We start from the raw sequence: 13,268 nt of genomic DNA on the forward strand, positions 1-13,268 counted from the left end.
GCGTCGGTCAGTCGGATCGGTCTCGTACGGCCCGCGCCGCGGCCCGCGCGGTGCGCAGGCAGGCGGCGATCCCCGGGCCCTGCCACACCGCACCGCAGGCGGCCAGTCCGGGCAGCTCGGCGATGGCCGCGGTCGCGCGCGCCATCCGCTCCGGGTGTCCCACCGCGTACTGCGGCAGCCCGCCACCCCACCGCTGGACGTGGCCGGCGACGACGCGTGCCTCGGCCCAGCCGGGCACCTGCGCGGTCTCGGCCAGGGTGCGGGCGAGCAGCTGGTCGTCGTCGAGGTGCAGTTGGTGCTCGCCACCGGCGCGGCCGATGCTGATCCGTACGACGTCGTGCTCGGCCCCGTGCGCCCGGTCGAGCCGTTCCCGCACCCACCCCCACTTGCGACTGGAGTGGGTGAACGCCTTGATCGTCGGCAGCTCCCCCGGCGGCACCAGCAGCCCCGAGCCGTCGATCGTCAGCCCGGTCGCCAGCACGGTGACCACCGCGACCGATGCGTACGACACCTGGGCCAGTTCGGTGGCCGCGGCCGGGGCGACGTCGGCGAGCAGGCGTGCCGTCGCGGCGGCCGGGGTGGCCAGCACCACCGCATCGACGTCGAGCACGCGTTCGTTGATGGTCGGCCCCCACACCAGCTGCCAGCCCGCGCCGGTGCGGGACAGTGATCGGACCGTCGCACCGGTCCGCACCTCGACCCCGGCCGTACAAAGGGTCTCGGCCAGGGCGGCGACCACCCCGTGGATCCCTCCCGGCGTTCCGACCAACGGCGACCGGCGTGGCTGCCCGGGCGTCGTCGGCGACCGGGCTGCCCGGGCGTGGGCGCTGATGCTGCCGCCACCACGTACCCGCTGCCACAGGGCCGGTGCGACCCCGGCGAAGGAGAGTTCGCGGGCATGGCCGGCGTACACCCCGCCGAGCATCGGTTCGAGCAGCCGGTCGACGACCTCCGCGCCGAAGCGGTCCGCCACCAGGTCACCGATCGCGACGTCGTGGTCGAGCGGTGGGGCGTCGACCTCGGGCTCTCGTCGGGCACGAGCCAGCCCGTCCGGGGTGAGCAGGTCGACCAGGTCGTCGGCGTCGAACGGCACCCCGACCAGCGACGGCGGCACCGGGCGGACCGTCCCGTCGACCAGCAGCTGGGCCCGTACGGGTTCGGGCGGCACGGCCGGACGGTCGAGCCGGTCGAGCAGTTCCAGGGTCGGGGAGGCCTCCCCCTCCGGTGCGGTCGCCAGCACCGACTCCGCACCGACGTCGAGGCCGAACCCGGCGAGGTCGACCCCGTGCACCTTGCCGCCGAGTCGCGGTGCGGCCTCCAGCACGATCACCTCGGCGCCCAGGTCGGACAGCTCGAGGGCAGCGGTCAGTCCGGCGACGCCGCCGCCGACAACCGCGACCTTCACGAGCTCGTCACACCGTCGGCCCGGGCCGCCGCACGCAGCTCGGGCCCTTCGGTGTGGACCAGCTCGACGATCCGGGTGAGTACGTCCGGGTCGGTCTGCGGCGGCACCCCGTGGCCCAGGTTGAAGATGTGGCCCGGTGCCTGCGCCCCGGTACGGATCACCTGCCGCACCCGGTCGGCCAGCACCGGCCACGGCGCCTGCAGCAGGGCCGGGTCGAGGTTGCCCTGGACCGGCTTGGTCCCGCCGACGCGGCGGGCGGCCTCGTCCAGCGGCACCCGCCAGTCGACCCCGATCACGTCGGTGATGCCGGCCATGTCGGCGAGCAGCTCCCCGGTGCCGACCCCGAAGTGGATCCGCGGTACGTCGGTGATCGCGGCGAGGACGGCGGTCGAGTGCGGCAGCACTAACTCCCGGTAGTCGGCCACGCTGAGGCTGCCGGCCCACGAGTCGAACAACTGCACCGTGCGGGCGCCGGCGGCCACCTGCACCTGCAGGAAGACGGTGGAGATCGCCGCGATCCGGGCGCACAGCGCATGCCACAGCTCGGGCGCGCCGACCATCAGCGCCTTGGTCCGCGCGTGGTCCTTGCTCGGCCCGCCCTCGACCAGGTAGCTGGCCATGGTGAACGGGGCACCGGCGAACCCGATCAGCGGGGTCTCCCCCAGCTCGGCGACCAACTGTCGTACGGCGGTGTCGATGAAGCCGACGTCGCTCGGGTCGAGCGCCGGCACTCGCGCGAGATCGGCCTCCGTGCGGATCGGTTCGGCGATCACCGGGCCGACCCCGGCAACGATCTCGACGCCGACCCCGGCGGCGGCGAGCGGCACCATGATGTCGCTGAACAGGATCGCGGCGTCCACCCCGTGCCGGCGGACCGGCTGCAGCGTGACCTCGGTGACGAGGTCGGGGTCGGTGCAGGACTCGAGCATCGGTCGGTCGGCGCGAACGGTTCGGTACTCGGGCAACGAACGGCCGGCCTGTCGCATGAACCACACCGGCAGCTGCGGTCCTTGGTTCCCGGTGGCGGCAGCGAGGAAGGGTGAAGCAGTCATCGCGGGGATCATCTCACGGACGGCAGTCCTGGCACGGGCCGAGGCCACTACCATCCGAGACGCGACACGGCGTCGCAGTCAGCGGCATCGCAGCCACGATGACACCGTGGCACGGAGACGGAGCATGATCATGAGTACGTCGGGGGCCGCCACGGCGGCGCGGATCGACCTGTCGCCGACCCGGGTTCCGCCCGCCCGGTACCGCTACCTCGTCCCCGGGACGTCCCGGCCCCAGCTCCCCGACCTCCGGGCCGATCCACGGGCCGAGCCCCGCACCCGGCAGGCCGACGCCGCGGCCGGTGACGACTGGATCGACGTCGTCCCCGGTACCCCGGTCATCGGCGGCAGCATCGGCTGGCGCGGTCTGACCGTACGGGAGCAGGGCGTCGACATCGAGTGCGAGTGGGACGACGACACGTTCGTCGACCGGTTCGTGCTGGACGGCAGCGTGCTGGCCGACGTCCACCGGATCCGCGTCCTGGTGCCGGTCGGCGAGCGGCTCCGGCAGGTCGGTCAGCTCGACCCGACCGCACTCACCTCCGACGAGTTCGTTCTCGAACAGGACCCCCGGGTCGCCCTCGACGTCGGGCTGCGGATGCGCCGCTGCATCCTGCGCTTCGAGACCCCCCGGCTGCAGGACCTGTCGATCGTCGCCGGCATCGACGTGGTCGGGGTCGCCGTTCCCGCCCTGGGGCTGTTCCCGGCACCGGCCGACGCGGTCGACGAGGGACCCGGACCGGCGGTCGCCGACTTCGCCGGGGCGGTGATCCATGCCGGCGAGGTCGCCCCCGGCCCGGCCGCCCACCTGTCCGCCCGACTGGCTACCCACCTGGCCGAGCGTGCCCGTACGGCGTTGGGCCAGGCCTGGCAGGTCGCCGAGGCACCCCCGACGATCGCCCTGCCCGCGGGTTGGGGCGACCGGCACGCCATCGTGATCACCGTCCCCACCGCAGCCGGCGACGACACCCAGCTCGAGCTGCCGGACACCCCGCCCGGGCCGGAGGGCTTCGCCATCCGGGTGACGCAGGGTCGGGTGCTGGTGGTCGGCGACGAGGCAGGTTTGCGACACGGCGTCGAGGCTGTGGTCCAGCAGCTGCTGATCGCCGGCGGGCTCCGCCGCGGCACCCGGGTCGAGGAGCCGGCCCACGCGTTCCGTGGGGTGCACCTGCCGCTGCCCGGCCCCGACCAGGTGACGTACTTCCGCCGGCTGATCCGTGAGGTGGTCGTGCCGTTGCGCTACAACACGGTGATCATCGAGTTCGCCGGCGGCATGGAGCTCAAGCGCCATCCCGAGGTGAACGAGACCTGGCAGCGGGTCCACGCCGCGGCCGTCGCCGGGGAGCAGCCGATGCCCGGCCACTTCCCGATGGTCGCGCCCGGGCAGTGCTTGCCGCAGGCCGACACCGCCGCCCTGGTTGACGAGTTGCGCGACCTCGGCCTGGACGTGGTGCCTGAGGTGCAGTCGTTGTCCCACGTGCAGTACCTGACGATCCCCCACCCGGAGATCGCCGAGGTCGCAGCCCAGCCTGCCGAGGATGGCGGCGAGACCGACCTGTTCGCCGCCGACGCGCACGCCGAGACGTACCCGAGCTGCTACTGCCCGGCCAATCCGGCGAGTCACGAGCTGGTGCTGGACGTGATGGCCGAGATCCTCGACGTGGTCCGGCCCCGCCGGCTGGTCCACCTGGGCCACGACGAGGTGTACCGGATCGGGGTGTGCGAACGGTGCCGCGAACTCGACCCGGCCCAGCTGTTCGCCGACGACGTCAACGTGTTGTGCGCCGCGGTCGCCGAGCGTGGGTTGCAGCCGATCATCTGGGCCGACATGCTCCACCCCGACACCCCGTACGACACGCCCGCGGCCCTGCCGCAGCTGCCGGACGACCTGCTGATGATGGACTTCATCTGGTACTTCCACCGTGAGCTCGACCTGGAGACGTACCTGCTCGACCACGGCCGCGACGTCATCTTCGGCAACCTGTACTCCAGCCATTTCCCCCGCTGGGAACGACGGTCGACCCGGCCGGGCGTGATCGGCGGACAGGTCTCCACCTGGATCGCGCTGGACGACGAGGGCACCGCCCGTGAGGGGAAGTACTTCGACCTCGCGATGGTCGCGATCATGTTGTGGAGCCGGACCCACCATCGTCACCACCGGCCGTCGGCGACCGACCGGATCGCCCGGTGGCTGCCCCACGTCCGGGAACGGATCCGCCACGACCGGCCGTTGCCGACCACCGTCGGGGACCGACCACGGACATCGGTTGCCGTACGGGCCGACCTCCCGCAGCACCGGACCGGCCCCACGGACGCGACAGGCACCACGGACGCGACGGGCCCCACGGAGGCGACGGGCCCAACGGAACCGGGGCAGCCGATCGGCGTGGCGCCGACCGACCCGTTGGCAGCCGCGCTGGTGGCCCGGTTGGACGGTCCGGTCCAGGCGCCGGACACGCCCACCGTGCCGACCGGGTACGACCTGTCGCACCCGGTGCTGCTGCCGCCGTCGGACCACACCGGCGCCCCCGCCGTACGGCTGCCGTTGTCCTTGCCGGCCGACACCGGTGAGGTCCATCTGGTGCACGGCCTGACCAGGCAGCTGCCGCGGATCACCTGGCAGCCACTGCTCGAGGTGGGGCGGTACCGGTTCCTGGCGGCGGACGGCAGTGAGCTCGGCGTACTGCCGCTGAGCTCCGGCGGCACCGTCGGGCATCTGCACACCCGGTACGCCAGCCCGCTGCCGACGTCGTACTACCGCCACCAGGGCTACACCGCCACCTACCAGGCCGATCCGATCTCGTTGGGGCAACTCGACGACGGCCGTGACCTGTGTCTGTACCGGTCGGTGTGGCACGCGCCGGACCAGCGGCCGATCACGACCGTGGTCGTCGAGCTGGACGCCGACGTGGGCACCTCACTGCTGCTGGCCTCGGTGGTCGCGATCGCCGGCCGGACCGCGGAGTGATCGCCGCACCGGGGTCCCCTCGGCGTGCCTTGCCGCCCGCTCGCTCGTCGGGACCTATCGTGACGTTCGTGGGTGCCACGAGCAGGCCGACCGATCCCCGACCGCGAGCCTTTGATCGCGCGGTCGCCGACTTGGGTGCCGCCTTGTGGCGCCCCGAGTTGGTGGTCGAGGAGATCCCGTCGCCCCAGCGGATCGCCCCGTACTCCGCAGCCATCACCGCCGACGTGATCGTGTCCGGTGACGACGTCGGTACGGGCCGGCTGATCCTGCTGCACGATCCGGCCGGCAACAGCGCTTGGGAGGGCACCTTCCGGTGCGTCACGTTCGCCCGCGCCGATGTCGACGCCGAGATGGTGAGTGATCCACTGCTCCCCCACGTCGGCTGGTCCTGGCTGACCGACTCCTTGGCCAACCACGAGGCCGGCTACGCCGAACCGAGTGGCACGGTCACCTCGGTCTCGTCGGAGTCGTTCGGCCAGATGGCCGACGAGCCGGCCCGGGCCGAGGTCGAGATCCGCGCGTCCTGGACCCCCGAGCTGGATGCGGGGGGCAACGGCCTGACCGCCCACCTCGAGGCCTGGGCCGACCTGCTGTGCACGGTCGCCGGCCTGCCACCACTGCCACCCGGGGTGGTACCGATGACGCCCCGCCGGGCGCGGTGAGCGCCGACAAGGCGCCGTCGCCGCCCTCGCCGCCCGACAAGTCCGGACAGCCCGACCAGACCGACTCGCCGGAGACCCCAGAGACGCCGGAGGCACTGGAGACCCCGGAGGCACCGGAGACGCCGGTGACGCCGGTGACGCCGGAGGCACCCTTGCTGTCGGCACCCGCCGACGGGGTGCCGGAGCTCACCACGACCCCCGACGCACTGGCCGAGGTGGTCGACGCACTCGACCACGGCTCCGGCCCGGTCGCCCTGGACGCCGAACGGGCGCACGGCTTCCGGTACAGCACCCGGGCGTACCTGATCCAGCTGCGTCGGACGGGATCGGGCACCCATCTGGTCGACCCGATCCCGTTCCGGGACGGTGATGCCGAGGCCGACCTGTCCGCGCTGCAGCCCGCCCTGACGCACGAGTGGATCCTGCACGCGGCCAGTCAGGACCTGCCCTGCCTGACCCAGGTCGGGCTCCACCCCACCACCTTGTTCGACACCGAGCTCGCGGGTCGGCTGCTCGGCTTCCCGCGGGTCGCCCTGGGCACCCTGGTCGAGGAGCAACTGGGCGTCCGGCTCCGCAAGGAGCACTCGGCCAGCGACTGGTCGTCCCGTCCGCTGCCGAACGACTGGCTGGTGTACGCAGCGCTGGACGTGGAGTTGCTGGTCGACCTGCGCAACGTGCTCGCCGACCAGCTGCAGCAGGCGGGCAAGGACGGTTGGGCGGCCGAGGAGTTCGCCGCCCTGGTGGCCTCGGCCGGCACCTCACCGGCCGCACGGGTCGACCCGTGGCGTCGGACCTCAGGGATGCACGGCGTACGGACCCCCCGCCAGTTGGCCGTCGTACGGGAGCTGTGGACCGTGCGTGACCAACTCGCCTCGTCGATGGACAAGGCACCGGGCAAGGTGCTCCCCGACAAGGCGATCTCCGAGGCTGCTGCGACCCTGCAGGAAGCCACCCGGGCCGGGCTGCGCCGGATCGAGGGATTCCAACGTCGACAGGCGAAGCGGTACGAGGAGAACTGGTTGGCCGCCATCGACCGGGCCCTGTCGCTCTCGCGCAAGGAGTTGCCGGTGCTGCGGCTGCCGGCCGACGGTCCCCCACCGCCTCGGACCTGGGCCAAGCGGGAACCCGAGGCCGCTCAGCGGCTGCACCGGGTCCGCGAGTTCGTCACCCAGCGGTCCGAGGAGCTGGCGGTCCCGGCCGAGAACCTGCTCACCCCCGACACCCTCCGCCGACTGGCCTGGCAACCGCCGGCCGAGGTCGACGCCGCCACCGTGTCAGGATTCCTTGCCGAGCGTGGCGCCCGGACGTGGCAGCGTGAGCTGCTCACCCCCGGCCTGGTGTCCGCCCTGCTCGACTCCTGACGGTCACGCCCCGTCCGAGCCGGTCGAGCCGGTCGACATACCCGTCCGAGCCGGTCGAGACGCCCGTCGACACGCGCGTCGAGGCCCGTCGAGGCCCGGCAAGACGCCCGGCGAGCCCGTCGAGACGGCTCGACACGCCCTACGCTCGCGACCGGACACTTGGAGAGGCAATCCCACGGATTTCCCCTCGCCAGCTGCCCTCTCGATGCGGGGGCACCTCGCCAACTGCCCTCTCGATACAGCGGCACCCCGCCAACTGCCCTCTCGATACAGCGGCACCCCGCCAACTGCCCTCTCGATACAGCGGCACCCCGCCAACTGCCCTCTCGACGGTCACCTGTGCCAGTTGGAAACACCCCGAGTCGGCGACCGGGCGCCAGGAGAGGCAATCCCACGGGACTTCCCCTCGCCGACTGCCCTCTCGATACAGCGGCACCTCGCCAACTGCCCTCTCGATGCGGGGGCACCCCGCCAACTGCCCCCTCGGTGTTCACCTGTGCGCCTGAGACACACCCCGGGTCGGCGACCGGGCGCTAGGAGAGGCAATCCCACGGATTTCCCCTCGCCAGCTGCCCTCTCGATGCGACGGCACCTCGCCAACTGCCCACTCGACGAGACTGCACGGGCCACCCCCACCCCCGCCGTTGCGCCGATTGTTACTCGTGAGTAATATTGCGCCATGGCTGACTCCCGTGACGTGGTCTTCGTCGACGGTGTACGGACCCCCTTCGGCAAGGCCGGGTCCATGTACGCCGAGACGCGGGCCGACGACCTCGTCGTCAATTGCATCCGTGACCTGCTGCGCCGCCACCCCGAGGTGCAGCCCGACAAGATCGACGAAGTGGCCATCGCCGCCACCACCCAGACCGGCGACCAGGGGCTGACCATCGGCCGGACCGCAGCACTCCTTGCCGGGTTGCCGTCCACCGTGCCGGGCTTCGCCATCGACCGGATGTGTGCCGGCGCGATGACCGCGGTCACCAGCACCGCGTCGGGGATCGCCTTCGGCGCCTACGACATCGTGATCGCCGGCGGCGTGGAGCACATGGGGCACCACCCGATGGGTGAGGGTGTCGATCCCAACCCGCGGTTCCTGTCGGAGAAGCTGGTCGACCCGGCCGCACTCGTGATGGGCTCGACCGCCGAGAACCTCCATGATCGTTTCCCGGCGATCACCAAGGAACGCTCGGACAAGTTCGCCGTGCTCAGCCAGCAGCGCGTCCAGGACGCCTACCAGGCAGGGATCCTGACCGAGGCACTGGTGCCGGTGGCCACCCGCAACACCGAGGAGGGCTGGGGGCTGGCCACCGTCGACGAGCCGCCGCGGCCCGGGACCACCGTCGAAGGGCTCGCCGGCCTCAAGACGCCGTTCCGTCCGCACGGACGGGTCACCGCCGGCAACGCGGCCGGGCTCAACGACGGTGCCACCGCCGCCCTGCTCGCCGCGGCCGACACCGCCGAGGAGCTCGGGCTCGAGCCGTCGATGCGACTGGTGTCGTTCGGCTTCGCCGGAGTCGATCCGCACGTGATGGGGGTCGGCCCGATCCCGTCGACCGAGAAGGCGCTGGCCAAGGCCGGGCTGGGCATCGACGACATCCAGGCCTTCGAGATCAACGAGGCGTTCGCGGTCCAGGTGCTCGCCTTCCTCGACCACTTCGGCATCGCCGACGACGACCCGCGGGTGAACCCGTACGGTGGCGCCATCGCGCTCGGACATCCACTCGCCTCGTCCGGCGTCCGGCTGATGATCCACCTGGCCCGCACCTTCCGTGACAATCCACAGATCCGGTACGGCATCACCACGATGTGTGTCGGCCTGGGCATGGGCGGCACCGTCATCTGGGAGAACCTCCACCACACCGACGCCAAGCAGGAGGCTGCACAGTGAGCATCGCCACCGGTTCCGAGCTGGACGACCTGATCAGCCGGGCATCCGCCCTCACCGACGACGAGGTCGTCACCAACGCCCTCGCCCGTGACATCACCCTGCCGCACGGTGCCGGGACGTTGGTGTTGATCACCCTCGACAACGGGCTCGACCACAAGCGCCCCAACACCTTCGGGCCCCGCAGCCTCGGCAAGCTGAACGAGACCCTCGACGGGGTGCTCGCCCGCGACGACATCGCCGGCATCGCGATCACCGGCAAGCCTTACATCCTCGCCGCCGGTGCCGATCTGTCCGGGGTCGCGAAGATCAAGAACGTCGACGACGCGCGCGCGATCGCCCGGATCGGGCACGGGGTGTTCGATCGGCTGCGCACCGCGAAGGTCCCGACGTTCGCCTTCATCAACGGGCTGGCACTCGGGGGTGGCCTCGAGGTCAACCTCAACTGTCACTACCGCACCATCAACAGTGCCGCCCCGGCGATCGCGCTGCCCGAGTGCTTCTTGGGCCTGGTGCCGGGCTGGGGTGGTGCCTACCTGGTACCCAACCTGATCGGCGCCGAGAAGGCACTGAAGTTGATCATCGAGAACCCGCTCAACCAGAATCGCATGCTCAAGGGCTTCCAGGCCTACGAGCTCGGGCTGGCCGACGTGATGTTCGACGCCGCCGACTTCCTGGAGCGCTCGATCGACTGGGCCGCAAAGGTGATCACCGGCGACGTCACCGTGGAACGACCGGAGGTCGACCGTGGTGACGCGTGGGACAACGCGGTGGCCGGGGCCCGGGCCCTGGTCGACCAGAAGCTGTCGGGTGCCGCACCTGCCCCGTACCGGGCACTCGACCTGGTGGCTGCGGCGAAGACCGCGACCGCTGAGGAGGCCTTCGACGCCGAGGACGCCGCGCTCTCGGAGTTGATCATGAGCGAGGAGCTGCGGGCCGGGCTGTACGCGTTCGACCTGGTGCAGAAGCGGGCCAAGCGACCCGCCGGCGCGCCCGACAAGGAGCTCGCCCGACCGGTCACCAAGGTCGGCATCGTCGGGGCCGGCCTGATGGCTGCGCAGTTGGCGCTGCTGTTCGTCCGGCGGCTCGAGGTGCCGGTCGTGATCAGCGACCTCGACCAGGAACGGGTCGACCGCGGCGTCGCGGGCGTACATGCCGAGCTGGACAAGCTGGCCGGCAAGGGGCGGCTGTCCCCCGACTCGTTGAACCGCTACAAGGCGCTGCTGTCGGGCACCACCGACCAGCAGGACTTCGCCGACTGCGACTTCGTGATCGAGGCCGTCTTCGAGGAGATGAAGGTCAAGCAGGAGGTGTTCGGCGGCCTGGAGAAGATCGTCTCGCCCGAGTGCGTACTGGCCACCAACACCTCGTCGCTGTCGATCACCGAGATCGCCTCCACGCTGCAACATCCGGAGCGAGTGGTGGGCTTCCACTTCTTCAACCCGGTCGCCGTGCTGCCGCTGTTGGAGATCATCCGCGGCGAGAAGACCGACGACGCCACCTTGGCCACCGCCTTCGCCACCTCGAAGAACCTCAAGAAGAACTCGGTGCTGGTCGCCGACGCCCCCGGCTTCGTGGTCAACCGGATCCTGATCCGGCTGATGTGCGAGATCTGGGCGTGCGTCGACGAGGGCACCCCGGTCGAGGTCGCCGACCAGGCGTTCCGGTCGCTGGGGCTGCCGATGAGCCCGTTCGTACTGCTGCAGCTCGTCGGCCCGGCCATCGCGCTGCACGTCGCCGAGACGCTGCACGGCGCGTTCGGTGACCGGTTCCACGTCTCGCCGAACCTCAAGGCGTTGGTGGAGGCCGGCAAGCCCGGCATCTACGACTGGACGGCCGAGGGGAAGCCGTACGTGTCGGACGAGACCCAGGCCCTGTTCACCGTCGGGGACAAGCCGTCGACCGGTGAGCAGGTGTTCGACCGGGCGACCGCCGCCCTGGCCGACGAGATCTTCCTGATGCTCAGCCAGGGCGTCGTGGAGGCACCGATGGACATCGACCTGTGCCTGGTCCTCGGCGCCGGCTGGCCGTTCCATCTGGGCGGCATCACCCCGTACCTGGACCGCAGCGGCGTGTCGGAGAAGGTCAACGACCGACGGTTCCTGCCCAAGGGTGTCGCGACCCTACCGTGATCGGCGGGGGCGGTTGTACCGTGGCCGACATGGCCACTCAACCGCCCCCCGACACGCTGGCCTCCGACCCGCTGACGACTTGGCTGCTCGACGCCGATCCGGCCCTGCGCTGGCAGGTCGAACGGGACCTGCTCGGCGTCGGCGACGACGTCTGGCAGGCCACCCGCGCCCGGGTCCCACTCGAGGGGTTCGGGGCGCAGTTGCTCGCCCGTCAGGATGCGGACGGCCAGTGGGCCGGAGGTGCGTACTTCCCCGGTCGACCAGACCTCGGTGACGTGGTGGTGGTCGGTGATCCGGAGGCACAACCGTGGGTGGCCACCTTGTGGGCGTTGTGCCACTTGCGCGAATGGGGTGTTGACGCCGAGGTGCTCGGCGACACCGGCGCCCGGCTCGCGCGGAACTGCACCTGGGAGTACGAGGACCTCCCGTTCTGGTCCGGCGAGGTCGACGTCTGCATCAACGCCCACACCCTGTCGAACGGGGACTGGCTGGGTCGCGACATGTCGGGCATGGTCCGTTGGTTCGGCGAACACCAGCTGCCCGACGGTGGCTGGAACTGCTGGTGGCCGTCCGGATCGACCCGCAGTTCGTTCCTCTCGACGCTGGGCACGGTCATCGCCCTGCTCGACCATGAACAGCGGACCGGTGACCCCAGCACGGTCGAGATGCGCCACCGCGGCGAGGAGTACCTCGCCGAACGCCAACTCCTGTACCGCAAGCGCGACGGCGAGCGGGTCGGTGACTGGGTGGCCGAGTTCGTGTCGCCGCCGCGGTACCAGTACTCCGCACTCCGGGCCCTCGACCACTTCCGTGCGGCTTCGCAGCATGATCAGGTGGCCCCCGATCCGCGGTTGGCCGACGCAGTCGATCTCGTACGGGCCAAGCGCGGCCCCGACGGCCGGTGGCTGCAGGACGGCCCCTTGGACGGCATCGTGTGGTTCGAGACCGACGCCCCACACGGCGAGCCGTCACGGTGGCTCACCCTGCAGGGTGCCCGGGTGCTTGCCTGGTGGGACGACCACGCCGAGCAGTGACCATGATCAATTCGAGCGGGAGATGACCGGGTGAACCGACACGACCACAGCAGCGACCACGACCGTGATCATGGTCCGGCCCACGACCAGGAACGGGCCCACGCACATGATCATGGGCACAGCCATGATCACCCGGGGGACGAGGCTGCTCACTTCGACGCCGCTGCAGCCACCTGGGACGAACCGGACAAGGTGCAGCAGGCGGCCCACCTCGCGGCGGCGATCCGGGATCGGGTGCCGCTGGAGCCGACCTGGGTCGCACTCGACTTCGGCGCCGGCACCGGCCTGTTGAGCGTACGACTCGCCGCCTCCGTCGCCGAGATCGACATGGTCGACACCTCCACGGGGATGTTGACCGCCGCCGAGCAGCGTCGGGTCGAGCACCCGAACCTCCGGGCCGTACGGCGTGACCTCACCACCGAGCCGGCTCCCCGGGAGCACTACGACCTGATCACCGCCTCACTGTCGCTGCACCACGTCCCCGACGTCGCGGGAGTCCTCGACCGATTCACCGAGCTGCTCACCCCGGGTGGCTGGGTCGCGATCGCCGAGCTCGCGGCCGACGGGACCGACGACTTCCATTCCCACCGCGACGACTTCACCGGCCACCACGGCTTCGAACCGGCCGAGCTGGTGGGCGACCTCACCGCCCGCGGCTTCGAATCGGTCGGGCACGTCCGCTACGCCACCATCGCCCGCGAGGTCGACGGCAGGTCCAAGGACTTCGCGGTGCACCTGATCACCGGTCGGGCGCCGCTCACCGACGCCTGAC

The 13,268-nt window shown here is 71.3% G+C and carries 9 protein-coding genes; 7 read left to right on the forward strand and 2 right to left on the reverse strand.

Annotated features, from left to right (window positions below; genetic code table 11):
• Window positions 1-7: 7 nt before the first annotated feature.
• Both hemG and hemE read right to left on the reverse strand, forming a co-directional pair.
• Window positions 8-1,405, reverse strand: a complete 1,398-nt coding sequence (gene hemG / locus ACQBAU_RS10160; protein ID WP_465256667.1) for a protoporphyrinogen oxidase — start codon at window positions 1,403-1,405, stop codon at window positions 8-10.
• The gene (gene hemE, locus ACQBAU_RS10165) at window positions 1,402-2,457 is read right to left on the reverse strand and encodes a uroporphyrinogen decarboxylase (protein ID WP_465256668.1); all 1,056 of its coding nucleotides are present in this window, start codon (window positions 2,455-2,457) and stop codon (window positions 1,402-1,404) included. The genes hemG and hemE overlap by 4 nt, the downstream gene beginning before the upstream one ends.
• 124 nt (window positions 2,458-2,581) lie before the next feature.
• Between hemE and ACQBAU_RS10170 the strand changes: the two genes are divergently transcribed.
• The 7 genes from ACQBAU_RS10170 (at window position 2,582) to ACQBAU_RS10200 (ending at window position 13,267) form a co-directional block, all read left to right on the forward strand.
• Window positions 2,582-5,422 carry a family 20 glycosylhydrolase gene (locus tag ACQBAU_RS10170; RefSeq protein WP_465256669.1) on the forward strand — a complete coding sequence of 947 codons (2,841 nt, stop codon included), beginning with the start codon at window positions 2,582-2,584 and terminating at the stop codon, window positions 5,420-5,422.
• 68 nt (window positions 5,423-5,490) lie between these two features.
• On the forward strand, window positions 5,491-6,084 hold the full coding sequence (locus tag ACQBAU_RS10175; RefSeq protein ID WP_434549028.1) for a DUF3000 domain-containing protein: 594 nt from the start codon (window positions 5,491-5,493) through the stop codon (window positions 6,082-6,084).
• On the forward strand, window positions 6,081-7,445 hold the full coding sequence (locus ACQBAU_RS10180) for a ribonuclease D (RefSeq protein ID WP_465256670.1): 1,365 nt from the start codon (window positions 6,081-6,083) through the stop codon (window positions 7,443-7,445). Before ACQBAU_RS10175 ends, ACQBAU_RS10180 begins: the two co-directional genes overlap by 4 nt.
• 679 nt (window positions 7,446-8,124) lie before the next feature.
• Window positions 8,125-9,333, forward strand: a complete 1,209-nt coding sequence (locus tag ACQBAU_RS10185) for a thiolase family protein (protein WP_434549030.1) — start codon at window positions 8,125-8,127, stop codon at window positions 9,331-9,333.
• Window positions 9,330-11,462: a 3-hydroxyacyl-CoA dehydrogenase NAD-binding domain-containing protein gene (locus tag ACQBAU_RS10190; protein ID WP_434549031.1), complete on the forward strand. Its 2,133-nt coding sequence runs from the start codon at window positions 9,330-9,332 to the stop codon at window positions 11,460-11,462. The genes ACQBAU_RS10185 and ACQBAU_RS10190 overlap by 4 nt, the downstream gene beginning before the upstream one ends.
• Window positions 11,463-11,491: 29 nt before the next feature.
• Window positions 11,492-12,496, forward strand: coding sequence for a prenyltransferase/squalene oxidase repeat-containing protein (locus ACQBAU_RS10195; RefSeq protein WP_434549032.1), 1,005 nt, complete (start codon window positions 11,492-11,494; stop codon window positions 12,494-12,496).
• A 30-nt stretch (window positions 12,497-12,526) separates the two neighbouring features.
• Window positions 12,527-13,267, forward strand: a complete 741-nt coding sequence (locus ACQBAU_RS10200; protein WP_465256671.1) for a class I SAM-dependent DNA methyltransferase — start codon at window positions 12,527-12,529, stop codon at window positions 13,265-13,267.
• Window position 13,268: the final 1 nt, after the last annotated feature.

This window comes from Carbonicoccus niuqiaonis, assembly GCF_050157065.1.
Taxonomy (GTDB): domain Bacteria; phylum Actinomycetota; class Actinomycetes; order Propionibacteriales; family Propionibacteriaceae; genus Avipropionibacterium.